This is a genomic window from Kitasatospora sp. NPDC058032 (genome assembly GCF_042885845.1).
Taxonomy (GTDB): domain Bacteria; phylum Actinomycetota; class Actinomycetes; order Streptomycetales; family Streptomycetaceae; genus Kitasatospora.
The window spans coordinates 368,536-394,496 of sequence record NZ_JBHVRK010000004.1 but is presented as its reverse complement, the minus strand read 5'-3'; the positions used below and the strand labels follow the sequence as shown (position 1 = coordinate 394,496).

Here is a 25,961-nt window from a genome sequence, read left to right as displayed (position 1 = left end):
GTCCTTGCTCACTCGTGGCGGAGGGCGTCGATCGGGCGCAGCGAGGCGGCCCGGTTGGCCGGGTAGCTGCCGAAGAACAGACCGATGGCGACGGCGATCCCGAACGCCCCGAGCACCGACTCGGGGATCACCACCGGCTCGATGCCGACGATCCTGAAGTGCGCGCCGGCGATCCCGGCCAGCACCCCCAGCCCGGCGCCGACCACCGACAGCAGGGTGGCCTCGGTGAGGAACTGCCCGAGGATCACCCCGCGCGGGGCGCCCAGCGCCTTGCGGATGCCGATCTCCCTGGTCCGCTCGGTGACCGTGACCAGCATGATGTTGGTGATGCCGATCCCGCCGACCAGCAGCGAGATCGCGGCCACCGCGCCGAGCAGCACCGTGAAGGTCCTGGTGGTCGATTCGCGGGTGCTGAGCAGCGAGGCCTGGCTGCTGATCCGGAAGTCCGCCCGGCTCGGGTCGGTGATCGCGTGCGCGCCGAGCAGGACGCGGGTGATCTCGGCCTGGGCCGCCGCCGTGTCGTCCGCCGAACCGGCCTGGACCAGGATCTGGTTGACCGAGCCGAAGCCGGTGAAGGCGTTCTGCACCGTCGGCAGCGGGGCGATCAGTACGTCGTCCGGGTCGGTGAAGCCGGTACCGCCCTTGGCCCGCAGCACGCCGACCACGGTGAACGGGGTGCCGCCGACGGTGATCGACCTGCCGACCGGGTCGGTGTCGGCGAACAGCTGCTTGGCGGTGGTCGCCCCGAGCACCGCCACCTTGCGGGAGGCCAGCACGTCGTCCTGGGTGAAGTACTCGCCGTGCTCGATCCGCTGGTTGGCGGTCTCGAAGTACGCCGGGTAGGTGCCGACGATCGAGCCGGGGCTGTAGGAGATGTCCCCGTACAGCGCGGTGCCGCTCGCCGTCACCACCGGCGCCACCGACCGGACGGCCTTGGCGTCCGCCTCGGTGGCCAGTGCCCTGGCGTCGGCGACGGTCAGCTTCCTGGCGGTGCCGGCGGAGCGGGCGCCGCCGGTGGCGGACCCGGAGGTCACGGTCAGCGCGTTGGTGCCGAGCGAGGTGATCGACTCCTTGACCGCGACCGAGGAGCCGTTGCCGACGGCCAGCAGCAGGATCACCGAGGCCACGCCGATCAGCACCCCCAGCATGGTGAGCGCGGAGCGCACCTTGTTGGCGGCCAGGCCGCCGGCGGCGAAGCGGAGCGTCTGCCAGAGGATCACGCCGGCACCCCCGCCCGGAGCAGCGCGGGCGGCGGCCCGTCCACCGGGGCCTGCCGGACGTCGGCGACGATCACGCCGTCGACCAGTCGCAGCACCCGCTTGGCGTGCCGGGCGACCTCGTCCTCGTGGGTGATCAGCACGACCGTGCGGCCGGTGGCGTTGAGGCCGTCGACGAGCGCGAGCACCTCCTCGGTGGAGCGGCTGTCCAGGTTGCCGGTGGGCTCGTCGGCGAGCAGCATCGCGGGCGCGGTGACCAGTGCCCGGGCCACCGCGACGCGCTGCTGCTGGCCGCCGGAGAGCTCGTTGGGCCGGTGCCCGGAGCGCTCGGCGAGGCCGACCAGGGAGAGCGCGGCACGTGCCCGGCGGCGGCGCTCGGCGGCCCGCACGCCCGCGTAGGCGAGCGGCAGCTCCACCTGGGCCAACGCGGTGGTGCGGGGGACGAGGTTGAAGGACTGGAAGACGAAGCCGATCTTGCGGTTGCGGACCAGCGCGAGCTGCTGCTCGTCCAGGTGGCCGACGTCGATGCCGTCCAGCAGGTAGCGGCCGGAGGTCGGCACGTCGAGGCAGCCGAGGATGTTCATCAGGGTGGACTTGCCGGAGCCGGAGCTGCCCATCACGGCGACGTAGTCGCCCTGCTCGACGTCCAGGTCGACGCCCAGCGGGGCGCCGGTGGCCGGGTCGTCGGGGCCGCGCAGCGCGTGCACGGTGGCGTCGCCGTGGCCGTAGGACTTGGTGAGGCGGCGGATCCGGATCACCGGGACCGGCGCGACGGGGTGCGGGTGGGCGGGGGCGTCGGCGCGCGAGGGGAGGCGGTGGGGCATCAGCGGCCACCGCCCCGGCCGGCGCCCGTGCCACCGGCACCTCCGGCGGCGCCGACAGCACCGCCGATCCCGGCCACCCCCGCGCCGCCGCTTCCCGCGCCGCCTCCCCGGCTGCCGTTGCCGCCCTGGCCGCCGTTCACGCCCGGGAAGGAGCCGTTGGGGAAGCCGTTCGAGCCGCTGGTGGAGGCCAGTTCGACCTTGTCGCCCTCGGCCAGCCCGGAGACCACCTGCACGGTGCTGTCGCCCTCGACGCCCACCTCGACGGTGACCCGCTCGGTGCTGCCGTCCGGGTGCACCACGGTGGCGGTCCGGCTCGCGCCGGTGCCGGACAGCGCGGCGGTCGGCAGCGACAGGGCGTCGTCCGCCTCGCCGGTGACCACCGAGACGGTCGCGCTCAGACCGGTGCGCAGCTTGCCGGTGTCCCCGGAGAGCTGCAGCGTCGCCGCGTACTGGACGGCGGCCGAGCCCCCGCCGGAGCCGCTCACCGGCAGCGGGCTGACCGACAGCACGGAGGCGTTGAACTTACTGTCGGACTGCGCGTTCAGCGTGACGGTGGCGGCCTCGCCCTTCTTCAGCTTGAGCGAGTCCAGCTCGGAGAAGTTGGCGGTGACCTGCATCCCGGTCGGGTTGGTCAGCACGATGAAGCCGCTGGGGGCGGCGGAGGCGCCCGTGGACGACTTGGTGCCCGCGGAGGAGGACAAGGAGCCGCCGGTCGATCCGACGGTGTCGCCGACCCGGCCCGCCACCGAGGCGACCGTGCCGTCCACCGAGGCGGTGAGCGTGGTGCCGGCCAGCGCCGCCTGGGCGTTGGCGAGGTTGGTCTGCGCGGTGGCGAGCTGCTGCTCGGCCTGGGCGACCGCCGCGTCGTCGACCTTGGTGGTGGTGACGGTGGTGGTCTGCGGCTCGGGAACGCTGGTCGTCGGCGCCGCCGGGACGGTGGCCCGCGCGGCCGGGCTGGTCTGCGCGGACGGGTCGGCCGTCGCGGAGGGAGCGGTCGCCGACGACGGGTCGGCCTGCGGGGCGGACGCGCTGCTCCCGTCCGCCCCGCGGCCGCTCGACCCGCCCGCGCCGGAGGATCCCGACGCGCCGGACGAGCCGTTGGCCCTGGCCGGCAGCTGCTGGACGGTGGTCGTGGTGACCCCCGCGCGCGCCTTGGCCAGGTTGACGGTGGCGGTGTTCAACGCGGCCTGCGCGCCGTCCACCTGCTGCTGCGCCGCGGTGGTGTCGACGGTGGCGAGCACCTGCCCCTTGGTCACCGTGTCACCGACGGCCACCTCGACGGCGGTGAGCCGCCCGCCGGTGGTGAAGTCCTGGGCCGCGTCGGTGGGCGACGCCAGGGTGCCGGTTCCGGACACCGTGGCCAGGACCGTGCCCTTGGTGACGGTGGCCGTCCGGGCCGGCGCCTTGGCGGCCGCCGTGCCGGTGCCGTCGTCCAGCACGGTGTACGCCAGGGCGGCGGCACCGAGCAGGGCCACGCCGAGCGCGGAGTTGACGAGGACGGCACCTCGCCGTCGCGGGAACAGCTTCATGGCGGACAGCTTCCCGGGGCGCTCTTGCACCGTCCTGGACACCGGCTGGGAGGTGGCTGACCGGCCGAACCGGGCATATGGTCACGCTCCGCCCAGCGCCGGCCGACGGCTTGGCGGACACCCGGGAAAGCGTTGACCGTTCTCCCAGCCGGCTCCCAGGGATCCCCAGGCACTCCTTGATCCATCGCGAACCGGAAGGCGCACCGGAAGACGTCCCGGAAACGCCGCGGCGGAGCGGGCGGCCCCACCGGGCCTCCCGCTCCGCCGCGCACCGGAGAAGGGGTTACAGCTCCTTGCGGAACGCCTCCGCCACCGCGAGGAAGATCGAGTTGCCCTCGACCTCGCCGATGGAGATCCGCACGCCCTCCGGGAACGGTCGGACGATCACCCCGGCCTCGGCGCACGCCGCCGCGAACTCCGCGGAGCGCTCGCCCAGTTCGAGCCAGACGAAGTTGGCCTGCGAGTCCGGGATCTCCCAGCCCTGGGCGCGCAGCCCGGCCACCACCCGGTTCCGCTCCTCGACCAGCGCGTCCACCCGCACCATCAGGGCGTCCTCGGCGCGCAGCGAGGCGACGGCCGCGTCCTGGGCGAGCTGGGTGACGCCGAACGGCACCGCGGTCTTGCGCAGGGCGGCCGCGACCGGCTCGTGCGCGATGGCGAAGCCGACCCGCATCCCGGCCAGGCCGTAGGCCTTGGAGAAGGTGCGCAGCACGCAGACGTTCGGGCGGTCGCGGTAGAGGTCGATGCCGTTGGGCACCTCGGGGTCGCGGATGAACTCGATGTACGCCTCGTCGACGACGATCAGCACGTCGGACGGGACGGCGTCCAGGAAGCGCTCCAGCTCGGCGCGGTGGATCACGTTGCCGGTGGGGTTGTTGGGGTTGCAGACGAAGATCAGCCGGGTCCGCTCGGTGACCGCGGCGAGCATCGCGTCCAGGTCGTGGTCCCCGCCCGCGGTGAGCGGCACCGGGACCGGGGTCGCGCCGGCGATCTGGGTGATGATCGGGTAGGCCTCGAAGGAGCGCCAGGCGAAGATCACCTCGTCGCCGGGGCCGGCGGTGGCCAGGATCAGCGACTGGGCGACGCCGACCGAGCCGGTGCCGGTGGCGATGTGCTCGGCCGGTACGCCGAAGTGCTCGGCCAGCACGGCGGTCAGCTCGGTGGCGGCCATGTCCGGGTAGCGGTTGAGCTTGCCGGCCGCCGCGACCGCCGTCTCCAGGACGCCGGGGAGCGGCTCGTAGGGGTTCTCGTTGGACGACAGCTTGTATGCGTCGGCACCGGCGGGCTTGCCCGGCTTGTACGTGGGAATGCCGTCCAGGGTCGGCCTGAGGCGAGGGCCCTGTGCTGCGGTCACGGTCGGTCTCCTTCTGTCTTTCCGCTGCGTTCGCCCGTCACGGGCGGGATCGCCGCCGTGTCCGGGATTCGGAAACGCACCCGGTCCACCCCGGTCGGGTGCCCTGAACGATACCGATCCGCGCTCACCCGTAGGAGTGAGATGCCCGGTCGGGTTACAGGTGCAGATCAGCCATTCTGCCGGGTTCCTTTGGCACATGTCAGAGGTGAACCGGCTGGTTTCGTACGGGGATCGAAGGGGCGCGCACGGGCTCACTCATGGAGAAACGTATCTCCATAGGCTCCCAATGCGCCGGTCACAGACCCTTGTCAGGAGCCATACGATCGGTCCGCCATGACAGCAGCAGCCAACCAGAGCGGTCGGCGACCCACCACCTCACGGCGTCTGGAGCGGGCCGGCATCCGGGATGTGGCAGCAGCCGCCGGAGTGTCGATCACCACCGTCTCCGACGCGCTGAACGGGAAGGGCCGCCTGCCCGACGAGACCAGAAGCCGGGTGCGCGAAGTCGCCGAGCGCCTCGGCTACCGCCCCTCGGCGGCCGCCCGAACCCTGCGCACCGGACGTTCCGGACTGATCGGGCTGACCGTCACCACCTACGGCGAAGAGCCGTTCACCTTCACCGAGTTCGCCTACTTCGCCGAGATGGCCCGGGCCGCCACCAGCGCCGCCCTGGGCCGCGGCTACGCGCTGGTGGTGCTGCCCGCCTCCTCCCGGCACGACGTCTGGGGCAACATCGCCCTGGACGGCACGGTGGTGATCGACCCGCCCGACCAGGACCCGCTGGTCAGCGAGCTGTACCGGTCCGGGGTCCCGGTGGTCAGCGACGGCAAGCCGGGCAACTGCCCGGTGACCGCCTGGGTCGACAACGACCACGAGGCCGCCGTGCTCGGCATCCTCGACCACCTCTCCGAGGCCGGCGCCCGCCGGATCGGCCTGCTCACCGGAACCAGCACCGACACCTACACCCGGCTCTCCACCGAGGCCTACCTCGGCTGGTGCGCCAAGGTCGGCCAGGAGCCGGTCTACGAGACCTACCCCGCGCACGACCCGGCCGCCGGCGCCGTCGCCGCCGACCGGCTGCTCGCCCGCCCCGACCGTCCCGACGCCGTCTACGGCCTCTTCGACCCCAACGGCACCGACCTGCTCGCCGCCGCCCGCCGCTACGGCCTGCGGGTGCCCGACGACCTGCTGCTGGTCTGCTGCAGCGAGAGCGACGTCTACGCCACCACCGAGCCGCCCATCACCACCCTGTCGCTCAAGCCCCGGCGGATCGGCACCACCGTGGTGAACCTGCTGATCGACGCCATCGAGGGGGTGGACTCCGGCACCGGCGTCGACATCGCCCGGCTCTTCCCGCCCCGCTTCCGCACCGCCGGCACCGGCCCGCCGCCCGGCACCCTGATGCCCACCGAACTCATCGTCCGGGCCTCCTCCCAACGGCGGAGCCCGCGCACCACGGTCAGCCCGCCCCGCCCGCCGGGCGAGGTGTGACCCCGGGCCGCACGGCTCGCACGTGCGGCCCTCCCCCTACCGAGTCAGGACAAATCGGACCTGACGGACCGACCGGCTGACGCTCCGGAGGATTGGATACCCACCAGGTGACGACGCCGGGAGAGTGGTCTTCCTATGATGGGCGAATGACACCCGAGGACCGCTTCCCCGGGCCTGAACACCCGGACCCAGGCCCCCGCCACCAGCCGGACCTCGACGTGCTGCCGTACGGCACCTACTACGAACCGGAACCCGTCGCCGACTACTCCGGGGGCGGGTACGAGGCCGAGACCTACAGCGGCTACGGCGGCGCCCGCTACCTCGAACAGCACTGGCCCGCCGCCGGCCCCGAGCACGGCCACACCGTGCACGCCCCCTCCGGCAGCGACGACCCGCCGACCATCGAGCTCGGCCCCCCGCTCGCCGAACCCGGCGTCCCCTACCACCCGTACCCGGCCCCCGGCCCCGACGAGCCGCCCGGCCCGCTCTACGTGGTCGGCGACGTGCACGGCTACCTCGACGAGCTCCGCGCCGAGCTGCGCCACCAGGGCATCATCGACGCCGACGGCCACTGGTCGGCCGGCCGCGCCCGGATCTGGTTCCTCGGCGACTTCACCGACCGCGGCCCGGACGGCATCGGCGTCATCGACCTGGTCATGCAGCTCGCCGCCGAGGCGGCCGCGGCCGGCGGCTACTGCCGCGCCCTGATGGGCAATCACGAACTGCTCTTCCTCGGCGCCGCCCGGTACGGCGACGAACCGGTCCAGTCCACCGCCGGCACCGCCTCCTTCCTCGCCGCCTGGCGGCTCAACGGCGGCCAGCAGAGCGACCTGGACCGCCTGGAGGCGCACCACATCAGCTGGCTCTCCCGGCTCCCGGCGATCGCCCTGGAGGACGGCCACCTGCTGCTGCACTCCGACACCACCGCGTACCTGGAGTACGGCGAGTCCATCGCCGAGGTCAACGACGCCGTGCACGTCCTGCTCGCGGACGAGGGCGTCGACGAGTGGTGGGACTGCTTCCGCCGCTTCACCAAGCGGTTCGCCTTCCGCGGCGACGCCGGGCCGATGGCCGTCCGCGAGCTGCTGGACACCTACGGCGGGACCCGTGTCGTGCACGGGCACAGCCCGATCCCGTACCTCACCGGCGCGGTGCACGCCGACGACGGCATGCCGCCGCACGTGCCGGGGCCGTACGTGTACGCGGACGAGCTGGCCGTCGCCATGGACGGCGGCGTGACCATGGAGGGCCGGCTGCTGGTCTCCCGCCTGCCGATCTGAACCGCGGGCCCGCCGGGACCGGCCGGGACGCGGCGCACAGCGCGGAGCGGAACGCGACCCGCCCCGGAAGGGGGGACCTTCCGGGGCGGGTCGGCCGGGGCGGGTCGGCCGGAGCGGGTCAGCCGGAGCGGGTCAGCTGCGGCGGGCGCGGCGGGCCAGCGCGACGGCGGCGGCACCGACCGCCAGCAGCGCGGCGGCGATGCCCGCCGGGACGGCGGGGTCGGAGCCGGTGTCGGCCAGCTCGCCCTGCGCGGCGGCGGCGGTCTTCGTCGGGGAGGGCTTGGCGGCGGCCTTGACCACCGACGGGGTGGCGGTCGGCGTGGCGGTCGCGCTCGGGGCGGCCGTGCTCGGCGCGGCGGTCGGGGTCTTGCTCGGCGTGGCGGTCGGCGTCGCACTCGGTGCGGTGGTCGGCACCGGCGCGTTCGGGTTCACGCAGTCGGGCGCGCCGTCGACCGGGGTCGTGGCGAGCGGCTGGGTGGTCCAGAAGAGCATCGGGCCGGCGCCCGGGAAGTAGCCGAAGCCGAGCCTCGGGTCCGAGGGGTCGAGCTTGAAGTTCCTGCCCAGGGTGATCCGGGCGTTGAGCACCTTGTCGTCGACCGGGCCGGTCGCCCACTTCGCCACGTCGACGGTGCCGTCGCCCATGCCGACCGCGCCCAGGTCCACCCGGTGCCAGCTGCCGTCCTTGGGGTCCTGGACGTCCACCTCGGCGTCGCAGCGCGCCGGACCGTCCATCGATCCGACGCCCTGGCCCGCCCACAGGAAGAACGAGGCCGTGGTGAGGTGCCAGTCGAACTTGTTCGCGGTCTTGATCGAGACCTTGAACGGGTGCGGCCTGCCGTCGGCGGGAATCGACTTCGGCAGCCCCTCGATCGTGGTGGAGAGGCCGTTCACCTTGGCCACCCGGCCGGTGCGCGCCACCACGTCCTTCGCCTGGCCGTCCGACCCCAGCCCGAGACCGATGAAGGCCTCCACCCCGAAGTCCGTCGCCGGACCCTCCTGGCCGGACTGCACCAGCTTGAACCGCAGCTTGAAGGTCCGCTCGGAGTGCGGCTGCACCTCGACCGCGCCTCCGGTGAGGTCGGCGGCGGTGCCCTCGTGGCCGCCGGTCTTCGCACCCAGGTCCTGGGCCACCAGCTTGACCGGCTGCCACGCTCCGGAGGCCCCGTCGGCGTACTCGGCGACGATCTCGTCCAGGCCGATCATCTGGGAGCCGAAGTAGACCAGCACGTGCTCGTCGGCGGAGAGCCGGTCGGTGTCGTTCTTGACCGTCACCGACCCCTCGGACCAGCCGCCACCGGGCTCGACGGAGTCGAATCCGTCCATCCGGACGGTGTGGGCCGGGTCGTTGCCGGCGGCCTGGGCAGCGGGAGCGGTCAGCGCGATCGGCGACGCGACCAGCGCCGCCGCCATGAGCGCATGGCGAATTCTCACATTTACCTCAATGGTCCGAAATGGCCGCGAGATCCGGCGGCCGCGCGGGGTTTCCCCACCGCGGAGGCGCAGACTATCCGATCACCGGATCGGGATGTCAACCAACTAATTCGCGGCAGAAATTCGATACAAGTCGACAAATACGGCCTTGATCACGGCGGCCTCGCGACGGATCGTGGAAGGTGTCGCCACAGCGTGCCCCTCCCCGACTGGAGCCACCATGACCCCCCTCCGCGTGAAGGCCCTCGACCACCTCGTCCTCAACGTCCGCGACATCGAACGTTCGCTGGCGTTCTACCAGGGCCTGCTCGGCCTGGAGCCGGTCCGCGTCGACGAGTGGCGGGACGGAAAGGCCCCCTTCCCGTCCATCCGGATCACCCCCGAGACGATCATCGACCTGATGGTCCGACCGCGCGGCGAGTCCAACGTCGACCACATCTGCCTCACCGTCGAACCGCTCGACTGGCAGGCGGTCCTCGACGCCGGCACCTTCACCGTCCTGGAGGGCCCGGTCCAGCGCTACGGCGCCCGCGGCAACGCCACCTCCGTCTACGTCCGCGACCCGGACGGCAACACCGTCGAACTCCGCTGGTACCCCGAGGACGCCACCCGCTAGGCCACCGGCGGCGCAGCGGACACGCTCATATATTCCTCCGATATATAAGGCCAACAGCATCTTTGAATATGGCAGTCGCCCGGCCGGACCCGTACCGGATGACGACGTCGGAAATCCGCCAGTGCCGGGGCCTGCCCGCGCCTAGCCTCGCCGGCATGTCACAACGCAGCCGCGACATCGTCCAGCACGCCTGGAAGGCATTCGCCAGCCACGACGCGGACCGGATCTCCGCCGTCTTCACCGAGGACGCCGAGTGGCTGGCACCGGCCGGGAACGCGACGGCCGTCGCGCTGGACTGCCCCAGCCACATGATCGGCAGAGAGGCGATCGCACGCTTCCTCGCCGAGGACTTCGGCCGGCTGTTCGCCCGGGACGTCGACGTCACGTTCCGCGGCTTCCACGTCGACGGCGACCGCGTCGTCGTCGAGGAGACCATGACCGCGACGCTCGCCAACGGCAACCACTACACCAACGACTACTGCCTCGTCTTTGAGCTCCGCGACGGCCTGATCCACCGCGTCCGCGAGTACATGGACACCGCACGCGGCCACCGCCTGGTCTTCGGCCCCGCCGAGCAGTGACCGGGAACGGCGAAGCGCCGCCCCGAGGCCTTCGGGCGGCGCTCGTCCCCTCGGCTCTCATGGCACGGGCGAACCGGGGACCAGCAGCCGGCGCAGGGCGGTGGGGGTGTGTCCCACGTGCTCGCGGATGGTGCGGGTCAGGTGGGCCTGGTCGGCGAAGCCGAGCTGTGCGGCGAGGTCGGCGAGAGCGGGTGCGCCCTCGGCGAGTCGGTCCATGGCCCGGGTGACCCGTACGCGGTTGCGGTAGCGGGTCAGCGAGACGCCCATCTCCCGTGAGAACAGCCGGCTCAGCCGGTAGGGCGACACCTTCAACAGCGCGGCCAGATCACAGAGTCGCCCGGCCTCCGGAGCCTCCTCGTTGATCGCCTCACGTGCCGCGGCCACCAACGCCCGGTCGGCCGGTCTGGGGCGTACGGTCGACTCGCCGGTCACCACGGCGACAAGACCCAGCAGCTCCTCCGTCAGCGCGTAGTCGATGTCGCCGGTGCCTGCGGCGGCGACGAGACGACGGTGGGCGAGATCGACGCGCGCGTCCACGTACAGCGTCGTCGCGGCGAGCGGGCGCCCCAGGAGGGCGGGATCGAAGCCGACCGACGTGCAGACGTCGCCGCCGGCCGGGTGCGCGAAGCGTTCCTCCTCGCCCGGCACGCCCAGGTAGGCCATGGTCGGGTCCAGATCGGCATCGGCGCCGTCGGCCCATCGCCGGAACCTGCCGCGCCGTACCAGCACCAGGCGGTGGTCGTCGCGCCGCTCCGGCTCCGACCATCGGACGTGGTCGGAACGGCACCCCACCACCGTCACGGTGAACTCGGGCCGGACGGCGAGGGTCGAGGCGGACAGCATGCTGCGCACGGTACGCGCCGGGTACGACAGGACGGCCCGCAAGGATCTTCAAGACCTTCCGCGCCACCGCCCCGAATGCTTGGGGTCACGTGATGACACGAAGGGAGCCACCCATGGCCGTCCACGCGGAACTCGCCGCGATCACCGTCGACTGCGCCGATCCCCGGGCACTCGCCGACTTCTACCGGAAGGTCACCGGCTGGGAGATCGCCCAGGCCGACGACGACTTCGTCCAGCTGGGCCAGGGGCCGATCCAGCTGGCCTTCCAGCGGGTCGCCGGCTACCGGGGACCGGGCTGGCCCGACACCGCCAAGCACGCCCACCTCGACTTCACGACCGCCGACCTGGAGGTCACGGTCAAGGAACTGCTCTCGGCGGGAGCGACCCTGCCCGAGTTCCAGCCCGGCGAAGGCCAGTGGACCGTTCTCGCCGACCCCGAGGGACACCTGTTCTGCCTCGCCTCGGTCTGACCCGCCTCGGCCCCGACCGGCTGACGCGACGACCGAGCGCCGCCCCGGGACCGGAACCACCTCGGGGCGGCGCGCCGAAGGTGGTGCGTCAGTCGGCGAGCGGGGGTCTTCCGACCGATCTCCGTCGCGGAGAGGCTCAGCCGGAAGGCGGCACGTCCGCCTCGTCGCACCGGGCCTGCGCAGCGGCCACCAGGACTTCCGCCGCCTCCGTGCGGACGTACAGCACGTACCGGCCGCTGCGGTGTGCGTCGACCAGGCCGGCAGTGCGCAGAGCGGTCAGGTGTTGGGAGACTCCTCCGGCGGTGATCCCGGTGCGGTGGGCCAGATCGGTCGTCGAGGCGGGGGTGTCGAGTCCGGCCAGCAGGCGGGCCCTGGACCGGCCGATGACCGCTGCCAGTGCCTGCGGGACGGCGGATCGCCGTTCCCAGAGCGTGGCTACGCCGCGCGGCGGATAGCGCAGGGTGGGCTGCCAGTTCGGGCTGACGACGGAGAAGACCCGGGGCCAGACGAACACTGACGGAACGAGGAGCAGCCCGCGCCCGCCGAGTTGCCGGCTGCCGCGGACATGGTGGTGCCCGACGTACAGGGTGTCCTCGTCCCAGGCCACGTCGGACGCCAGGTCGCCCAGCAGCTGATCCGCTCCGTGCTCGGCGAACAGCCTGGCCCGGTGCAGCACGTCGCCCTCCAGGAGGGAGCGCATCCGGGGCCAGTGCGGCGCGAGTGCGATCTCCCAGTAGCTCTCCACCAGTTCGGCGAGTTCGCCGAGACCGCGGCGCGGATCGCCGCGCAGCCGATCGATCCGCTCGGAGCGCGGCGCACGTTGGCCGCTGAGGCCGGACCGGACCTTCTCGGGTGGCGTCGCGCGCAGAACGGCAAGCTCAAGTCCCAGGTCGGCGACCGAGGTTGTCGGTGGTGGTGCGATGAAGACCGGGATCGACCGGGGCGGGTCCGGGACCAGATCGGCGAGCAGGCGCCAGTCCAGCTCCGAGGCGGCCAACCGGCGACGGGCATGATCGGTCCACGGGCGGTGCAGCGGGTGCTCGGCCGGATGCTTCAGCACCCTGACACTGGCCACCACCTCCCACAGCGGCGACAGAGCGAACCGGGTGCGGGCCAGATCACGGACGGAGAATGCCAGGTCCAGCACGGTGCAGCCCCCTCTGCGGCGGAAGACCCGGCGGCCGGCGGGTCAGGATTCAGCCCAGCCTAAATTCCTCGCCCGCCGGGCGGCGCGGCAGGAACCTCGCTCCATGACCAGCAATGAGATCGCCCACGGGCCGGACACGGCCGCTCCCACGCCCGATCCGCATCCTTCGGTCCTCCGGAGCCCGGACTTCCGCCTGCTCATCGGCGCCGCCGCGGTGAGCAAACTCGGCACCGCGGTCAGCTCCTTGGCGATCCCGCTGACCGCCGTCCTGGCCCTGCACAGCTCGGCCGGACAGGTCGGCCTGCTGGCGGCGCTGAGCACCCTCGCCTTCCTCCTGATCGGTCTGCCGGCCGGAGCCTGGGTGGACCGGATCCGCAAGCGACCCGTGATGATCGCCGCCGACCTGGCCAGGTTCGCGCTCCTCGGGTCGGTGCCGGCCGCCTGGCTGCTCGACTGCCTGACGATCCACCAGCTCTACCTGGTGGTCCTGCTGGCGGGCGTGGCCACCGTCTTCTTCGACGTGGCCACGATGAGCCAACTGCCCGACCTGGTGGGGCGGGACCGGCTCACCCGGGCCAACGCCCACCTGGTGACGGTGGACGCCATCACCCAGATCGGCGGGCGGAGCGTGGGCGGCTTCCTGGTGGCGCTGCTGTCCGCTCCCACAGCGGTCGTGGTCGACGCGGCCAGTTACCTGGGGTCGGCGATCCTCCTGCTGCGCATCCGCCGGACGGAGCCGCAACCGCAGCCCCGGCGCGACGCCCGCCTCGGCGGCGAGATCCGGGAGGGCCTGCGCTTCGTGTTCGGCAACCCGACCCTCCGGGCCGTCGCGCTCGCCGGAGCCTGCGCCAACCTGTCCATCCAGCTCTGCCAGACCATGCTGCCGGTGCTGTTCACCCGTGAACTCGGCCTCTCCGACGGTGTCATCGGCCTGTACTTCGCGGTCGGTGGCCTCGGTGTGTTCATCGGTTCGCAGTCGGCCCGCCGGCTGGCTCGCCGACTCGGCGCGGGTCGGGTGCTGTGGCTGATGGGCCTGGCCGTCGCGCCGTTCGGCGTCCTGCTGGCGCTGGCCGATCGCGGCCCGGCACTCTGGCTCGCCGCGGCGGCCTGGCTGATCACCACGTGCAAGGTCGGCATCGACAACGTGATCACGGTCAGCTTCCGCCAGAGCGTGACACCGGACCACCTGCTCGGCCGGATGAACGCCACCATGCGGGTCGTCCTGACCGGCTCACTCGCCGTCGGCGCCGCCCTGGCCGGTCTGCTGGGCGAACTCGCCTCGGTCCGCACCGCCCTGTGGGTCGGCGCGGCCGGGCTGGCCACGGTCTGGGTACCGATCTTCTTCTCACCGCTGCGCACCCGGCGCGAACTGTCCGGTCCCGGCGCCCTGCGGTGAACGGGTGACCACGACGAAGCGCCGCCCCGAGGTCGACCGGGGCGGCGCCGCGAGGACGGTGCGTCAGTCGGCCATCGGCAGGTAGACCTTGTTGCCGTGGACCTTGACCCCCTCGGACATAGCCTGCATGCCAGCCTCGGCCTCAGCGTCGTAGCCGGACTCGACGGCGGTGGAGCCGTCGCCGCGCTCGTCGCGGATCTTCCGACTGATCTTCATCGAGCAGAGCTTGAACAGACGTGGCATCAGCTACTGCGCTGACTCAAGAAGTCGTCGGCGGTGGCGTCCATCAGGAGTTCGTCGCAGGGACGGCCGCGCCAGTAGCCCGACTGCCGCAGGCGGCCAGCGGCCTGGAACCCGGCCTTCTGGTAGGCCGCGACGCCTGCCATGTTCGGCTCCAGGACCTTGAGCCACACCATCCGCAGGGCCGTGTACTCGAACGCCCATCGGAGCGTCAGTTCGGTCGCCTCAGCGGCGAAGCCCTTACCGCGCGCCTCCGGGGCGAGGAGGATGACGTACTCGGCCGTCCTCACGGCAGGGTCGATCGAGAGGGTCGTGATCCCGACCGGCGTGTGGTCGTCGCCGGCGACCACCTCGAACTGGGGGTAGTCGCGTTGCGGCCCTGACCTTCCCAGCCGCCCGCGCGGACCTCCCAGGACTGGGCGACCTGCGTGCCGAAGCCGAGGATGGTGCCGGGGTCGTTCTCCCATCGGTGGTAGTCGGCCAGGTGGTCACGGTTGGTCATCGCCAGGCTGACGCGCTCGCCGGGCAGCAGGATGTGAGGGGTGGGCATCAGTGCCTCGTTCCGGGTCGGTCGGTGCGTTGATCGGTGTGCAGTCGCCAGTCTGCTCGGGTTCCTCCACCGGCAGGCCGTGAACCCAGCAGCGAGCGCACGGCCGCCGGGCGGATGAGCCCGAGGCCGGCGAGGTGCCCGTCCACCAGGTCCAGGACGCGGGCCTTGTTCGCGCGCAGCCCGTGGTGGTGATCGGCCGCGAACACCCCCTTGGCGCCCCGCTGGAGGACCCCTTGAGGCAGGAGACCGGTCACGGCGGCGGTCAGCAGCGGCTTGTAGCGGCGTGCGGACCACCGTTGCGTCGCGGACGTGGCGAGGACGGTCTCCACGATGCGGGCGTCCGTGTAGGGGTTGTGCATCTCGGTGCCGTGCGCGGCGGCGAGCTGGTTCTCCGTCGCGGCGGTCCGGCCGACGTAGCGTGCTTCTCCCAGGAGGTAGCGGTCGGCGTGCCCGAGGGTGAGCGTGTCCGTGTGTGGAGCGGTGACGGACCGGGCCAGGTCGAGCGTGCGGCGGGTGAGCCACGGCATCGGCGCCGTCGCGCCGCCGAGCTTTCCGGGGTCACTCCAGGCCGCGGCCACCACTGTCCAGGGGCTCGACCCGTAGAGCCGTGCCCATACCTGCGCGTCGTCGGCCAGGCGGAGAAACCGACCCGATCGCACCAGGTCGGCCATGTGCACCGGGGGCGGCATGAACAGGGAGTCCCCGCCGTCCCCGGTCAGGTGCACGTTCATGCCGTCAGCTGCCAACAAGCGGAGTTGGGCGGATAGTTGGGCGTGGACGATGGCCGACGGCGCCGGTGTCCGTCAACGGGACGGAACCGAGGTCCGCGAAGGGCAGGTGCTCCGGGCCCAGGGGCATGAAGCGGTGGCGGATCGTGGGGAACGCACGGGCGACGGCGCGGGCGTGGTCGATGTCTCCGCCGCTCTCCCGCCCCTTGGGGTGGTAGGTGAGGCCGGTGACAGGACCGGACGTTGCGGCGATCGCCGCAAGGGTACTGGAGTCGAGACCACCCGACAGATCGGAGGACGCCGCTTGTCCGGAAACCCGGATGAGCACGCTGTCCTCCAGGTCGTCGCGCAGCCGCTGTACGGCGTCGCCCCAGGCGAGGCGGGGCGCCCGCCAGAACGGAGCGAAGGCGGAAGCGCCATGCGCGTTGGCGGTCCAGCGGTGCCCCGGGGGTACCTGTTCCACTCCCTTCCAAGCCGACCGGCCGGGAACCCACGCGGTCGGCTCGGCCAGGTGCGCGGCCAGCCAGGCTTCGTCCGGCTCGGCACCGATCAGCGAGGCCAGCGCGAGCGCACTCGATGCCCAGACCGAAGTCCCGTCCGCCTGGGTGATGTAGACCGGGGCCGCGCCGGCAGGGTCGGCCCACACCGTGAGCTCGCCGCGGCCGTCGTCGAGGGCCAGGGTGTACGCCCCCGTCCAGGCGGTTGCCGCCATGTCCAGGACGCGCAGACCGGTTGAACGGACGAGGCGATCCAGGTCCGCGTCCGTGGCACCGCACGGGCCGAAGACCGCCAACCGCTTACCGGCGCCCTCCGCCAGGCGTACCCGGGCGTCGACCGACCAGGCCGACGGGCCGCGCCACAACACCCGTGCGCCGGCAGGCGTTCGGGTGTTGTGGCCGGCGTGATTGATCCACCGAACAGGCTCATGCGATCACCTCCAAGGATCGAGCCCGAGCAAGGTGCGGCGGCACCCCCGGGGGGCAGGGTCCGCCGCCGTGCCGTCAACGTCAGGCGTCGTACGGCGCGCGCTTGCCCTCGACGCTGTTGTTGTTGCTGCCCTTCGTCAGGAACGTCGCGTCGCCCAGGACGACGACCTCCTCTTCCTGCTCGGGGTCAAGCTGGACCAGGTTCTCCATGTCGTTCACCTCCCTCCGCTGGTGCAGGCGTGACGGTCGATCCCGTCACGGTGGCGCACCCCCTCACGCCCAACGTCCTGCGTTCCCTGCAAGCGTCCATCGAGGACTATTGGCGACGCGACGACCAGCACGGCGGTGAAGCCCTACGGCCGGCGGTGATCGGCCAGCTCAGGTACGTCACGGGCATCATGCGCGACACCGCGGACCCCAACTACCGTCGAAGCCTCCACGGCATCGCTGCCGAACTCGCGCGCCTCACCGGGTGGACGTACTTCGACGCACGGCAGTTCAACACCGCCCAGAGCTACTTCACCGAAGCACTCCGGTTCGCGCGCGAGATCGGCGACCGCCCGTTCATCGCCAACGTGCTCGCCTGCCTCAGCCTCCAGGCGACCTACCAGGAGAAAGCCCAGGACGCGATCACGCTGGCCCGAGCCGCCCAGGACAACGCCCACCTCGACGGTGGTACGCCGAGGCTGCTGTCGATGCTGTCGATGCGCGAAGCCTTCGGCCACGCGAGCGCGCACGACCAGGAGGCGACCCACCGGGCGATCGCCACAGCGCACAACCACTTCGAGCGGATCGCCACCACCGACGACGACCCCGTGTGGGTCCAGTACTTCGACCACACCAAGCTCACCGTGGACACCGGGATCGCCCTTGGCCAGCTGGGCGATGCGACAGCCGCCGAGCCCCTCATCGCCGAAGCCCTCCGGGCCGAGCCGAAGACGAACCTCCGAGGCCGCGCGTTCCACAGCTTCTGGCTCGCCCGCACCCAACTCCAGCGGCAGGAACTCGAACTGGCCTGCACCACCGCGACGGCAGCCCTCGATCTCGCGGCGGCCGTCGAATCCCCCAGGGTGGTCGCCCATCTCCAGGAGTTCCGGCAGCTACTCAAGCCCTACCGCGGCCACACCCAGGCCGAGGAACTGGTCGACCGGATCACCGGCTCGGCCAGATGATCAGAGGCCGGCCTCGTCGAGCAGCAGGTAGAGCACACCCACGAGCGTGCCGCTGCTGACGATCTCGCGGCGGTCGATCATGCCGCGCAGCTCGGACAGGGCGACCCACTCGATCCGGTCGGACTCGTTGCGCTCGGTCGGCGGCCCCATGTACTCGACGGCATCGGCCCGGAACACGAAGTGCTCCGAGTCGGTGATCCCGTTCGCCGGCTGGGCGTAGATCAGCGGCTTGACCTCACCAACCCGCCAGCCGGTCTCCTCCAGCGCCTCGCGGGCCGCGGCCTCTGCCGGGGTCTCGTCCGGCTCGATCAGCCCCATCGGGAGTTCCCAGGCCCAGGTGTTGGTGATGAAGCGGTGCCGCCACATCATCAGAACCTGCCGCTCACCGTTCACGATCGCGGCCACGGCCAGGTGCCGCAGCTTGACCACGTGGTGCTCCCAGCGGTGCCCGTCGGGCTGCTCGACATCAGCCAGCCACAGGTTCACCCAAGGGTTCTCGTAGATCGGACGTTCCCCGTGGATCTTCCACTGCATAGCCGCAGCCCCTCTCGACGGACCTTCAGCATGGCAGACCATGAGACTCGCCGGGTTCGTTTCGGCGAATTTTCGTCAGAGTGACGCAATGTGCCCGGAGCTGGCCCATCTACGCCGTACTCGCGTCGTACTCGGTGTTGACGGACGTGTCGCCGCACAGTTCTGCGATGCTTTTGCTGATCTCCATCGAGGCCAACTACAGCGGGGGCAGTCGGCCGCCCGGGATGGGAGACCTGCCCTCCTCCAACCGGTAGAGGAAGATTCGCAGGTCCGTCGCAAGGCCGCCGGACAGGTAGGACTCGTAGTCCCGGACGGCGTCTGCCACTCCCTGATCGGCCCAGTCGATGCCGGCCCAGCCGTGGTCGGAGAGGTACTGCGTGATCCGACCACGGTCGCGCCACCACTCACGAACTGTCTCCAGCGTCCAGTGCGCGTCCCCGTCACAGCCGTAGCCGAGGAACGGGTCGCAGTCGGCCGCTTCGACCAGCCGAGCGACCTCCGCCGGGGTCCGGGGCTGGCGGTAGACGTACTCGGTCAGGTGCTCGCCCCCGTAGAGGACGTGCTGGGGCGCGGAGATCCGGCCTGTTTAGCAGGTGTCGGTCTCGCCTCCGTAGAAGGGCCCGGGAACATTCGGCCAGAGGCGGTCCTCCCAGCGGCCTCGGAATGCTTCACGGTCCTCGCCGAGTACCGGACCCGGGTCGAAGTAGAGCGTCACGGGCCGAGCATAGGACGACGCCTTCCATCAGCCACCGGGGACTCCGGAGCCGAGCGTCGCCCCGGGGTCGACCGGGGCGGCGCCACGAGGGTGGTGCGTCAGTCGGCCATCGGCAGGTAGACCTTGTTGCCGTGGGCCTTGAACTCCTCGGACATGGCCTGCATGCCGGCCTCGGCCTCGGCGTCGTAGCCGGATTCGACGGCGGTGGAGCCGTCGCCGTGCTCGTCGCGGATCTTCTGGGAGATCTTCATCAAGCAGAACATGAACACAAGCGCCACACGTCGAGCGGACGCCTAGCGCGGAGCATCGCGGACGTTGCGTTGAAGGACGTCGGTCAGCACCCCGGCAGCGGTGGCGAAGTCATTGTCGTCGTGCAGGACGATCAGCCCGTGGTGGGCCGCAGTGGCGCAGATCATCAGATCGACGGTGGACAGCGCCCGGACAGCTCCACCGCTCTGGGCGAGCCGGAACTGGGCGGACTCGATCCAGCCCCACATGTTCTTCGGCAGGGGCACGTCGGGGTACAGATCGGCGAACATCTCGCCCATCTGCTCGTAATGGACGAGGTTGCGGGCGGAACGCCGGAATTCGGTGCGCTGGGGAGCGCAGGACCCGATCACGCGCAGGTCGATGTCCTCCCCCCACGCGTCGTTCAGGTGCTGCTCGCGGAGCAGGCGCCATACGGCGGTGGAGTCCGCGAGGTACCGGATCACTCCGCTCCCCGCTTCTCGGCGTCATGGAGCTGCTGCCAGCCCTCGTAGTCCCACTCCTGGGCAGCCTGCATGTGCCGAGCACGCCTGGCAGCACGCTCGTGTCTGTCGGCGTACTCGCGGAGTGCGGTGTTCACCACGTCCTTCTTGGTCGCGCCTCCGGAGAATCGCAGAGCCTTCGCCAGCGCGTCATCGTCCAGATCGATGGTCGTCACGCTCATACATGCCTCCGATATATAAGGCCAACAACACCTTTGAATATAGCAGCGTCCGACCAGGACCGAGCCGGAGAACACCGGACGCCGCCCCCGAAGGTCAGCCTCCGGGAGCGGCGTCTGCCACGACCGCGTGCGTGCGTCAGTCCGCCAGCGGGAGGTAGACCTTGTTGCCCTGGGCCGCGAACTCGGCGGACTTCTCAGCCATGCCCGCCAGGGCCTCGGCGTCGAAGTCGCTCTGGACCGCGGAGGAACCGTCGCCGTGCTCGTCACGGATCTTTTGACTGATCTTCATCGAGCAGAACTTCGGGCCGCACATCGAGCAGAAGTGGGCGGTCTTGGCGGGCTCGGCGGGGAGGGTCTCGTCGTGGAAGGCGCGGGCCGTCTCCGGGTCGAGGGCCAGGTTGAACTGGTCCTCCCAGCGGAACTCGAAGCGGGCGTCGGAGAGGGCGTCGTCCCAGGCCTGGGCGCCGGGGTGACCCTTGGCGAGGTCGGCGGCGTGGGCGGCGATCTTGTAGGTGATGACGCCGGTCTTCACGTCGTCGCGGTTGGGCAGGCCCAGGTGCTCCTTGGGGGTGACGTAACAGAGCATCGCGGTGCCCCACCAGGCGATCATCGCGGCGCCGATGCCCGAGGTGATGTGGTCGTAGCCGGGCGCTACGTCGGTGGTGAGCGGGCCCAGGGTGTAGAAGGGGGCCTCGTCGCAGATCTCCTTCTGGAGATCCATGTTCTCCTTGATCTTGTGCATCGGGACGTGGCCCGGGCCCTCGATCATCACCTGCACGTCCCTGGCGCGGGCGATCCGGCCCAGCTCGCCGAGGGTCTGCAGTTCGGCGAACTGGGCCTCGTCGTTGGCGTCGGCGATCGAGCCGGGGCGCAGGCCGTCACCGAGCGAGAAGGTGACGTCGTAGCGGGCGAGGATGTCGCAGAGTTCCTCGAAGTTGGTGTAGAGGAAGTTCTCCCGGTGGTGCGCCAGGCACCAGGCGGCCATGATCGAGCCGCCGCGCGAGACGATGCCGGTCTTGCGGCGGGCGGTCAGCGGCACGTAGCGCAGCAGCACGCCGGCGTGCACGGTCATGTAGTCGACGCCCTGCTCGCACTGCTCGATGATCGTGTCGCGGTAGACCTCCCAGCTCAGCTCCTCGGCCTTGCCGTCGACCTTCTCCAGCGCCTGGTAGAGCGGCACGGTGCCGATCGGCACGGGGGAGTTGCGCAGGATCCACTCGCGGGTGGTGTGGATGTTGCGGCCGGTGGAGAGGTCCATGACGGTGTCGGCGCCCCAGCGGGTGGCCCAGGTCATCTTCTCCACCTCCTCCTCGATCGAGGAGGTGACGGCGGAGTTGCCGATGTTGGCGTTGATCTTCACCAGGAAGTTGGTGCCGATGATCGCCGGCTCGACCTCGGGGTGGTTCACGTTGACCGGGATGACGGCGCGGCCACGGGCGACCTCGTCGCGGACGAACTCGGGCGCCAGGCCCTCGCGCAGGGCGACGAACTCCATCTCGGGTGTGACGACGCCGCGCTTGGCGTACCCGAGCTGGGTGACCGCGGCTCCGTCGCGGCCGCGCAGCGGGCGGCGCGGTCGGCCGGGGAAGACCGCGTCGAGGTTGCGCAGGTCGCCGCCCCGCGGCGAGGTGTGGCGGATGCCGTCGTCCTCGGGGCGCGCCTCGCGGCCGTCGTACTCCTCGACGTCGCCGCGCCGGCGGATCCAGGCGTCGCGCAGGGCGGGCAGGCCGCGCCGCACGTCCGGCTCGTGGTCCGGGTCGGTGTACGGCCCGGAGGTGTCGTACAGCGGGACGGTCTTCCCGTTGGTGAGCACGACCTCGCGGTACGGCACGCGCAGGTCGGGGCGGGACCCCTCGCGGTGGGCCTTGCGCCAGGCCGGGGCCGGGTAGCCGCTGCCCGCGCTGGTGACGGCGTCCCCGGGGCCGGACTGGGGCCGGGCAGACTGCGGCTGTGCCTCAAAGGTGGTCATCGGACCTCAAACTCCCTACGCCGGCATTACCCGGTCAGGTTCCTGCGGTCGACGCAGCCGCCGGTCCGTCCGTCGACGTCCCGTTCAGCGCCCTCTCAGCCCGGTGCTCCGAGCTCCCGCGTCCGCAGGCGGTGTTGCCCGCGCATGACGTCCAACACCGTAGCGAGCCGATCGCCGGAGGTCCAGAGCGGGTCCGGGAGGGGGAACGTCGAGGTCCGGACGGTGAACGGGGGGCGCGGAGCCGCCGCTGCGGGCAGACTGGCTCCGTAGCGGACGAGGCGAGGAGGCCGGCGTGGTCGGGAGCACGGGGCGGGTCACCGGGGCGGTTGGCGCGGGGCTGGTCGGTGAGGTGATGGTGCACGTGCCGGAGCGTCAGGGCACCGAGGCGTTCCTCGCCTACCTGGCGGTGCCGGGCGAGCGGCTGACGGTCGGCACGCCGGTGGTGGTGATCGAGTACCAGCCGCCGAGGACGGTGTACGTGGCGCCGATCGGGCCGTGACACGCCGATGACCCCCCGGTGACGACCTTGTGACGGTCGGTCATGTCACGTCCCTTTCCTCCGGATCGGCCGGGGCGGACAATCCGATTCGGCGCATCTCCTGCGCTCGAAGGGGGAGTTGAACCATGGGACTCATCATCGCCGGGGCAGCCGTCGCGGCACTGATCACCGGAATCACGCTCTTCAAACTCATGTGGCGGGTGGCCGAGCCGAACGAGGCGCTCATCATCTCCGGTTCCCGGCACCGCACCGAGGGGGTCGGCGACGGTCTGGGCTTCCGGATCGTCACCGGGCGCGGCACCCTCGTCACCCCCGGCCTGCAGGGGGTCCGGCGGCTCTCGCTGGACCTCAACGAGGCGGAACTGAACGTCGAGTGCGTCACCACGCAGGGCATCCCGGTCCGGGTGAAGGGCGTGGTGATCTTCAAGGTCGGCGACGACGAGGTCTCGATCGCCAACGCCGCCCGCCGCTTCCTGGACCAGCAGAAACTGATCAGCCAGCGCGTGCACAACGTCTTCGCCGGCCACCTGCGCTCGATCGTCGGCGGGCTCACCGTCGAGGACATGATCCGCGACCGCGAGCGGCTCACCGGCGAGACCCGGGCCGCCTCCGGGCTGGAGATGGAGAAGCTCGGGCTGATCATCGACACCCTGCAGATCCAGGAGATCATCGACCCGACCGGCTACATCAAGAACCTCGCCATCCCGCACGCCGCCGCCGTCCAGCGGGACGCCAGGATCGCCCAGGCCGAGGCGGACCGGCTGGCCACCGAGGCCGAGCAGGAGGCGGCCGCCCGCAAGGCCGAGGCGACCCGCAACAGCGAGATCCAGCAGTCCTCGTACCAGGCCGAGATGGACACCGCCACCGCCCGCGCCCGGCAGGCCGGACCGCTGGCCGACGCCGCCGCCCGGCAGCAGGTGGTGGTCGAGGAGACCCGGGTCGCCGAGTTGGAGGCGCAGCGCAAGGAGCAGCAGCTGCAGATCGACGTGCGCAAGCCCGCCGACGCCCGCGCGTACGACACCCGCACCAGCGCGGAGGCGGCCCGCGACGCGCGGATCTCGGCCGCGCAGGCGCAGGCCCGGGAGACCGAGCTGGCGGCGGCCGCCGAGGCCAGCCGGGTGCGGGTCGCGGCCGAGGCGGACGCCGAGGCCACCCGGGTGCGCGGGCTGGCTCAGGCGGAGGCGACCACGGCGACCGGACAGGCGGAGGCGTCCGCCGCCGAGGCGCGCGGTCTGGCCGACGCCTCGGCGGCGCGGGCGATCGGGCTGGCCCGGGCGGAGGGCATCAAGGCCCGCGCCACCGCCCTCGCCGAGAACCAGGACGCGGTGGTGGCACAGGAGTTGGCGGAGCAGTGGCCGCAGATCGTGCGGGCCGCCGCGGAGTCCTTCGGCAACGTCGAGCACATGGTGCTGCTCAACGGGGCCGACGGGATGGGCGAGTTGTTCGCCAAGGCGCTGGCGATGGGCGGCACCGGGCTCGGGCTGGCCCGCCAGCTGTTGTCCACCGTCGGCCCGGACGGCGCCGCCGCCCCGGCGACCGCCGCCCCGACGGCCGTCCCGGTTCCGGTGGACGCGGTGCCCGTGCCGGCGGACGCGGTGCCGGTGGACGCGGTCCCCGAGGAGGACTGAGCGGTTGGGTAGCCCGGTCCCGCCCGCCTGAGTACCCGTACTCAGGCGGGCGCGGCCGGGCGCGCCGGACGATGGGGCCATGCAACCAGCAGCCATCGCGCGGATCGGCATCACCGCCGCCGGAGCCCAGCTCCCCGCCCGCCGACTGACCTCCCGGCAGCTCCAGGACGAGATCACCGCCGGCGGCCGGCTGAACCTGCCGGAGCGGACCCTGGAGAAGGCCACCGGCATCCTCACCCGGCACTTCGCCGCCGACGGCGAGTACGCCTCCACGCTGGCCCTCGGCGCCGCCCGACGCGCCCTGGACGCCCGCGGGCTGCACCCGCTCGACGTCGACCTGCTGCTCTTCGCCTCCGCCACCCGGGACGTCGCCGAGCCCGCCACCGCGCACCTCGTGCAGGCCGAACTCGGTTCCCGCGCCCACGCGTTCGACGTCAGCAACGCCTGCAACAGCTTCCTCAACGGAATCGACCTGGCCCGGGCGATGATCCTGGCCGGCCGGGCCCGCCGGGCCCTGGTGGTCACCGGCGAGACGCCCAGCCGGGCGATGCGCCGCGACCCGGGCGGAGCGGCGGAGTTCCGCGACGGCTTCGCCGGCTACACCTTCGGCGACGCGGGCGCCGCCGTGGTCGTCGAGGCGGTCGAGCGCGGCGGCATCCTGGACGTCGAGACCGAGACCGCCTCCGAGCACTGGCGGATCGGCGGCATCCCCGGCGGCGGCTCGCGCCACCCGCGCGGCGACGAGTACAGCTACTTCCGGGGCGGTGGAAAGGAGTTGCGCGGGGTCTTCGAGAAGATCGGGCTGGACATCCTGGCCCGGGTGGCCGCCCGCACCGGCCTCGGCTGGGACGACTACGCCCGGGTGCTGGTGCACCAGGTGACCGTGCCCTACCTGGAGCGGTTCGTCGAGGCCACCGGGGTCCCGGAGGAGAAGCTGGTGGTCACCGTGCCCGAGCTCGGCAATGTCGCCAGCGCCACGATAGGCATCCAACTCGAACGAATACGCGGGGAGTTGACGCCCGGAGACAAGGTTCTGATGCTCGGCCTCGGCGGCGGCGTCAGCCTGATGACGATGGTCTGGGAGGCGTCGTGACCGCGCTGTGGGTGGTCGTCCCCGCCTACCGGGAGGAGGCCCGGATCGGCGGCACCCTGGCCGCCCTCGCCGCCCAGCGGGACCGGGACTTCACCCTGCTGGTCGCCGACAACGGCTCCACCGACGGCACCGTGGCGGCCGTCCGTGCCTTCGCCGCCCGCGCGCCGTTCCCGGTCGAGGTGCTGATCGAGCCGGAGAAGGGCGTCGGCTCCGCCGTCGACACCGCGTTCCGGCACGCCATCGCGCACGGCGCCACCCTGCTCGCCCGCACCGACGCCGACTGCCTGCCCGAGCCCGGCTGGACGGCCGCCGCCCGGGCCGCGATGCTCGGCGGCGGCGGACTGGTCTGCGGCCGGGTCACCGCCCGCCGGGACGAGCACGGGCCCGCCGGGCGCGCCGTCTTCCTGGTGCTGGTCGCGCTCGGCGCGTTCTTCGGCCGGATCCGGCCCGCGCACCGGCGCCGGCACGGCTACCTCACCCGGTACCGGATGCACGCGGGCAACAACATGGCGATCACCGCCGAGCTGTACCAGGCGGTCGGCGGCATGCCGCGCCGGCCCTCGCCGACCGACCGGACGTTCATCAACCGGGTCCGCCGGCACACCACCGCGATCGTCCACCGCCGCGACATGGTGGTGCAGAACTCGACCCGGCGGATCCGCGCGTACGGGGTGGTCGGCACCGCCCGCTGGTACCTGGAGCGCGGTGCCGGCGCCCGTGCCGTCGACGTCCGCTGACCGCCGCCCCCGAAGAGCGGCCCACCGAAACCCGACCACCCGCCGAAACCCGAGGACAGC

General features: G+C 71.9%; 30 protein-coding genes and 1 riboswitch. Of the genes, 11 read left to right on the top strand and 19 right to left on the bottom strand.

Translation table 11 applies throughout. The features are described from left to right. Window positions 1–8: 8 nt before the first annotated feature. The 4 genes from ACFVUH_RS09635 to hisC all read right to left on the bottom strand — a co-directional run bounded on the left by ACFVUH_RS09635 (window position 9) and on the right by hisC (window position 4,924). Window positions 9–1,220: an ABC transporter permease gene (locus ACFVUH_RS09635; RefSeq protein WP_387912204.1), complete on the bottom strand. Its 1,212-nt coding sequence runs from the start codon at window positions 1,218–1,220 to the stop codon at window positions 9–11. Beyond that, entirely contained in the window at window positions 1,217–2,041 is an 825-nt protein-coding gene (locus tag ACFVUH_RS09630; RefSeq protein ID WP_387912202.1) for an ABC transporter ATP-binding protein, read from the bottom strand. Before ACFVUH_RS09630 ends, ACFVUH_RS09635 begins: the two co-directional genes overlap by 4 nt. Further along, entirely contained in the window at window positions 2,041–3,570 is a 1,530-nt protein-coding gene (locus ACFVUH_RS09625) for an efflux RND transporter periplasmic adaptor subunit (protein ID WP_387912200.1), read from the bottom strand. The genes ACFVUH_RS09630 and ACFVUH_RS09625 overlap by 1 nt, the downstream gene beginning before the upstream one ends. A gap of 283 nt (window positions 3,571–3,853) precedes the next feature. Beyond that, complete coding sequence (gene hisC, locus ACFVUH_RS09620) at window positions 3,854–4,924, bottom strand: histidinol-phosphate transaminase (protein WP_355362352.1); 1,071 nt, start codon at window positions 4,922–4,924, stop codon at window positions 3,854–3,856. Between the two features lie 333 nt (window positions 4,925–5,257). Between hisC and ACFVUH_RS09615 the strand changes: the two genes are divergently transcribed. Together ACFVUH_RS09615 and ACFVUH_RS09610 are read left to right on the top strand one after the other, a co-directional pair. Beyond that, complete coding sequence (locus ACFVUH_RS09615) at window positions 5,258–6,415, top strand: LacI family DNA-binding transcriptional regulator (protein ID WP_078879728.1); 1,158 nt, start codon at window positions 5,258–5,260, stop codon at window positions 6,413–6,415. Window positions 6,416–6,561: 146 nt separating this feature from the next. Beyond that, complete coding sequence (locus tag ACFVUH_RS09610; protein ID WP_387912198.1) at window positions 6,562–7,695, top strand: metallophosphoesterase; 1,134 nt, start codon at window positions 6,562–6,564, stop codon at window positions 7,693–7,695. Between the two features lie 132 nt (window positions 7,696–7,827). Here ACFVUH_RS09610 and ACFVUH_RS09605 read toward each other — a convergent pair whose 3' ends face one another. Beyond that, window positions 7,828–9,126: a hypothetical protein gene (locus ACFVUH_RS09605; RefSeq protein ID WP_387912197.1), complete on the bottom strand. Its 1,299-nt coding sequence runs from the start codon at window positions 9,124–9,126 to the stop codon at window positions 7,828–7,830. Window positions 9,127–9,346: 220 nt separating this feature from the next. On the opposite strand from ACFVUH_RS09605, the gene ACFVUH_RS09600 reads away from it, so the two are divergent. Both ACFVUH_RS09600 and ACFVUH_RS09595 read left to right on the top strand, forming a co-directional pair. After that, entirely contained in the window at window positions 9,347–9,742 is a 396-nt protein-coding gene (locus ACFVUH_RS09600; protein ID WP_387912195.1) for a VOC family protein, read from the top strand. 155 nt (window positions 9,743–9,897) lie between these two features. Next, a complete protein-coding gene (locus ACFVUH_RS09595; RefSeq protein WP_387912194.1) occupies window positions 9,898–10,323 on the top strand; it encodes a nuclear transport factor 2 family protein in 426 nt (141 codons plus the stop codon). Between the two features lie 57 nt (window positions 10,324–10,380). Here ACFVUH_RS09595 and ACFVUH_RS09590 read toward each other — a convergent pair whose 3' ends face one another. Continuing rightward, window positions 10,381–11,166 (bottom strand): helix-turn-helix transcriptional regulator, encoded by a 786-nt coding sequence (locus tag ACFVUH_RS09590; protein ID WP_387912193.1) that lies wholly within the window; start codon window positions 11,164–11,166, stop codon window positions 10,381–10,383. Between the two features lie 113 nt (window positions 11,167–11,279). On the opposite strand from ACFVUH_RS09590, the gene ACFVUH_RS09585 reads away from it, so the two are divergent. Continuing rightward, on the top strand, window positions 11,280–11,636 hold the full coding sequence (locus ACFVUH_RS09585) for a VOC family protein (RefSeq protein ID WP_387912192.1): 357 nt from the start codon (window positions 11,280–11,282) through the stop codon (window positions 11,634–11,636). 136 nt (window positions 11,637–11,772) lie between these two features. Here the strand turns inward: ACFVUH_RS09585 and ACFVUH_RS09580 are convergent, their stop codons facing one another. Next, entirely contained in the window at window positions 11,773–12,783 is a 1,011-nt protein-coding gene (locus ACFVUH_RS09580) for a DUF5937 family protein (protein ID WP_387912191.1), read from the bottom strand. Window positions 12,784–12,886: 103 nt separating this feature from the next. Here ACFVUH_RS09580 and ACFVUH_RS09575 point away from each other — a divergent pair, with 103 nt between their 5' ends. Continuing rightward, window positions 12,887–14,179 carry an MFS transporter gene (locus ACFVUH_RS09575; protein ID WP_387912189.1) on the top strand — a complete coding sequence of 431 codons (1,293 nt, stop codon included), beginning with the start codon at window positions 12,887–12,889 and terminating at the stop codon, window positions 14,177–14,179. 63 nt (window positions 14,180–14,242) lie between these two features. On the opposite strand, the gene ACFVUH_RS09570 is transcribed toward ACFVUH_RS09575, so the two are convergent. The 6 genes from ACFVUH_RS09570 to ACFVUH_RS09545 form a co-directional block, all read right to left on the bottom strand. Then, window positions 14,243–14,395, bottom strand: coding sequence for a thiamine biosynthesis protein ThiC (locus ACFVUH_RS09570; RefSeq protein ID WP_387912187.1), 153 nt, complete (start codon window positions 14,393–14,395; stop codon window positions 14,243–14,245). A 26-nt stretch (window positions 14,396–14,421) separates the two neighbouring features. Further along, complete coding sequence (locus ACFVUH_RS09565) at window positions 14,422–14,769, bottom strand: GNAT family N-acetyltransferase (protein ID WP_387912185.1); 348 nt, start codon at window positions 14,767–14,769, stop codon at window positions 14,422–14,424. Next, complete coding sequence (locus ACFVUH_RS09560) at window positions 14,706–14,969, bottom strand: hypothetical protein (RefSeq protein WP_387912184.1); 264 nt, start codon at window positions 14,967–14,969, stop codon at window positions 14,706–14,708. Before ACFVUH_RS09560 ends, ACFVUH_RS09565 begins: the two co-directional genes overlap by 64 nt. Beyond that, entirely contained in the window at window positions 14,969–15,700 is a 732-nt protein-coding gene (locus tag ACFVUH_RS09555) for an asparagine synthase-related protein (protein WP_387912182.1), read from the bottom strand. Before ACFVUH_RS09555 ends, ACFVUH_RS09560 begins: the two co-directional genes overlap by 1 nt. A 4-nt stretch (window positions 15,701–15,704) precedes the next feature. Next, window positions 15,705–16,490: an asparagine synthase-related protein gene (locus tag ACFVUH_RS09550; protein ID WP_387912180.1), complete on the bottom strand. Its 786-nt coding sequence runs from the start codon at window positions 16,488–16,490 to the stop codon at window positions 15,705–15,707. A 214-nt stretch (window positions 16,491–16,704) separates the two neighbouring features. Continuing rightward, on the bottom strand, window positions 16,705–16,833 hold the full coding sequence (locus ACFVUH_RS09545; RefSeq protein ID WP_350755147.1) for an albusnodin family lasso peptide: 129 nt from the start codon (window positions 16,831–16,833) through the stop codon (window positions 16,705–16,707). A 29-nt stretch (window positions 16,834–16,862) separates the two neighbouring features. Between ACFVUH_RS09545 and ACFVUH_RS09540 the strand changes: the two genes are divergently transcribed. Then, complete coding sequence (locus ACFVUH_RS09540) at window positions 16,863–17,795, top strand: hypothetical protein (RefSeq protein ID WP_387912178.1); 933 nt, start codon at window positions 16,863–16,865, stop codon at window positions 17,793–17,795. Here the strand turns inward: ACFVUH_RS09540 and ACFVUH_RS09535 are convergent, their stop codons facing one another. The 6 genes from ACFVUH_RS09535 to thiC form a co-directional block, all read right to left on the bottom strand. After that, the gene (locus tag ACFVUH_RS09535; protein WP_387912176.1) at window positions 17,796–18,329 is read right to left on the bottom strand and encodes an NUDIX domain-containing protein; all 534 of its coding nucleotides are present in this window, start codon (window positions 18,327–18,329) and stop codon (window positions 17,796–17,798) included. Window positions 18,330–18,525: 196 nt separating this feature from the next. Further along, the gene (locus ACFVUH_RS09530) at window positions 18,526–18,654 is read right to left on the bottom strand and encodes a hypothetical protein (RefSeq protein WP_387912174.1); all 129 of its coding nucleotides are present in this window, start codon (window positions 18,652–18,654) and stop codon (window positions 18,526–18,528) included. A gap of 488 nt (window positions 18,655–19,142) precedes the next feature. Continuing rightward, on the bottom strand, window positions 19,143–19,295 hold the full coding sequence (locus tag ACFVUH_RS09525) for a thiamine biosynthesis protein ThiC (RefSeq protein WP_387912172.1): 153 nt from the start codon (window positions 19,293–19,295) through the stop codon (window positions 19,143–19,145). Between the two features lie 42 nt (window positions 19,296–19,337). After that, window positions 19,338–19,757, bottom strand: a complete 420-nt coding sequence (locus ACFVUH_RS09520; RefSeq protein WP_355362383.1) for a PIN domain-containing protein — start codon at window positions 19,755–19,757, stop codon at window positions 19,338–19,340. Further along, window positions 19,754–19,975 (bottom strand): type II toxin-antitoxin system VapB family antitoxin, encoded by a 222-nt coding sequence (locus ACFVUH_RS09515; protein WP_355362385.1) that lies wholly within the window; start codon window positions 19,973–19,975, stop codon window positions 19,754–19,756. The genes ACFVUH_RS09520 and ACFVUH_RS09515 overlap by 4 nt, the downstream gene beginning before the upstream one ends. 136 nt (window positions 19,976–20,111) lie before the next feature. Beyond that, a complete protein-coding gene (gene thiC / locus ACFVUH_RS09510; protein WP_387912170.1) occupies window positions 20,112–21,944 on the bottom strand; it encodes a phosphomethylpyrimidine synthase ThiC in 1,833 nt (610 codons plus the stop codon). Then, window positions 21,940–22,074, bottom strand: a riboswitch (TPP riboswitch). Its footprint overlaps the gene before it by 5 nt. Window positions 22,075–22,236: 162 nt before the next feature. Between thiC and ACFVUH_RS09505 the strand changes: the two genes are divergently transcribed. The 4 genes from ACFVUH_RS09505 to ACFVUH_RS09490 all read left to right on the top strand — a co-directional run bounded on the left by ACFVUH_RS09505 (window position 22,237) and on the right by ACFVUH_RS09490 (window position 25,901). Then, window positions 22,237–22,443: a hypothetical protein gene (locus ACFVUH_RS09505; protein WP_350560485.1), complete on the top strand. Its 207-nt coding sequence runs from the start codon at window positions 22,237–22,239 to the stop codon at window positions 22,441–22,443. 125 nt (window positions 22,444–22,568) lie between these two features. Continuing rightward, a complete protein-coding gene (locus ACFVUH_RS09500) occupies window positions 22,569–24,071 on the top strand; it encodes a flotillin family protein (RefSeq protein ID WP_387912168.1) in 1,503 nt (500 codons plus the stop codon). 79 nt (window positions 24,072–24,150) lie between these two features. Next, window positions 24,151–25,164 (top strand): ketoacyl-ACP synthase III, encoded by a 1,014-nt coding sequence (locus ACFVUH_RS09495; RefSeq protein WP_355362392.1) that lies wholly within the window; start codon window positions 24,151–24,153, stop codon window positions 25,162–25,164. After that, window positions 25,161–25,901 (top strand): glycosyltransferase family A protein, encoded by a 741-nt coding sequence (locus tag ACFVUH_RS09490; protein WP_387912166.1) that lies wholly within the window; start codon window positions 25,161–25,163, stop codon window positions 25,899–25,901. The genes ACFVUH_RS09495 and ACFVUH_RS09490 overlap by 4 nt, the downstream gene beginning before the upstream one ends. The last annotated feature ends 60 nt before the right edge of the window (window positions 25,902–25,961 follow it).

What these genes read in the sequence shown, in the direction of transcription:
- ACFVUH_RS09630 (WP_387912202.1), bottom strand. Translation starts at nt 2,041, where the DNA reads ATGCCCCACCGCCTCCCCTCGCGCGCCGACGCCCCCGCCCACCCGCAC.
- ACFVUH_RS09515 (WP_355362385.1), bottom strand. Translation starts at nt 19,975, where the DNA reads ATGAGCGTGACGACCATCGATCTGGACGATGACGCGCTGGCGAAGGCT.
- ACFVUH_RS09525 (WP_387912172.1), bottom strand. Translation starts at nt 19,295, where the DNA reads ATGAAGATCTCCCAGAAGATCCGCGACGAGCACGGCGACGGCTCCACC.
- ACFVUH_RS09560 (WP_387912184.1), bottom strand. Translation starts at nt 14,969, where the DNA reads ATGCCCACCCCTCACATCCTGCTGCCCGGCGAGCGCGTCAGCCTGGCG.
- ACFVUH_RS09500 (WP_387912168.1), top strand. Translation starts at nt 22,569, where the DNA reads ATGGGACTCATCATCGCCGGGGCAGCCGTCGCGGCACTGATCACCGGA.
- ACFVUH_RS09570 (WP_387912187.1), bottom strand. Translation starts at nt 14,395, where the DNA reads ATGAAGATCAGTCGGAAGATCCGCGACGAGCGCGGCGACGGCTCCACC.
- ACFVUH_RS09590 (WP_387912193.1), bottom strand. Translation starts at nt 11,166, where the DNA reads ATGCTGTCCGCCTCGACCCTCGCCGTCCGGCCCGAGTTCACCGTGACG.
- ACFVUH_RS09555 (WP_387912182.1), bottom strand. Translation starts at nt 15,700, where the DNA reads ATGAACGTGCACCTGACCGGGGACGGCGGGGACTCCCTGTTCATGCCG.
- ACFVUH_RS09615 (WP_078879728.1), top strand. Translation starts at nt 5,258, where the DNA reads ATGACAGCAGCAGCCAACCAGAGCGGTCGGCGACCCACCACCTCACGG.
- ACFVUH_RS09545 (WP_350755147.1), bottom strand. Translation starts at nt 16,833, where the DNA reads ATGGAGAACCTGGTCCAGCTTGACCCCGAGCAGGAAGAGGAGGTCGTC.
- ACFVUH_RS09535 (WP_387912176.1), bottom strand. Translation starts at nt 18,329, where the DNA reads ATGCAGTGGAAGATCCACGGGGAACGTCCGATCTACGAGAACCCTTGG.
- thiC (WP_387912170.1), bottom strand. Translation starts at nt 21,944, where the DNA reads ATGACCACCTTTGAGGCACAGCCGCAGTCTGCCCGGCCCCAGTCCGGC.
- ACFVUH_RS09600 (WP_387912195.1), top strand. Translation starts at nt 9,347, where the DNA reads ATGACCCCCCTCCGCGTGAAGGCCCTCGACCACCTCGTCCTCAACGTC.
- ACFVUH_RS09495 (WP_355362392.1), top strand. Translation starts at nt 24,151, where the DNA reads ATGCAACCAGCAGCCATCGCGCGGATCGGCATCACCGCCGCCGGAGCC.
- ACFVUH_RS09610 (WP_387912198.1), top strand. Translation starts at nt 6,562, where the DNA reads ATGACACCCGAGGACCGCTTCCCCGGGCCTGAACACCCGGACCCAGGC.
- ACFVUH_RS09595 (WP_387912194.1), top strand. Translation starts at nt 9,898, where the DNA reads ATGTCACAACGCAGCCGCGACATCGTCCAGCACGCCTGGAAGGCATTC.
- ACFVUH_RS09585 (WP_387912192.1), top strand. Translation starts at nt 11,280, where the DNA reads ATGGCCGTCCACGCGGAACTCGCCGCGATCACCGTCGACTGCGCCGAT.
- ACFVUH_RS09625 (WP_387912200.1), bottom strand. Translation starts at nt 3,570, where the DNA reads ATGAAGCTGTTCCCGCGACGGCGAGGTGCCGTCCTCGTCAACTCCGCG.
- ACFVUH_RS09575 (WP_387912189.1), top strand. Translation starts at nt 12,887, where the DNA reads ATGACCAGCAATGAGATCGCCCACGGGCCGGACACGGCCGCTCCCACG.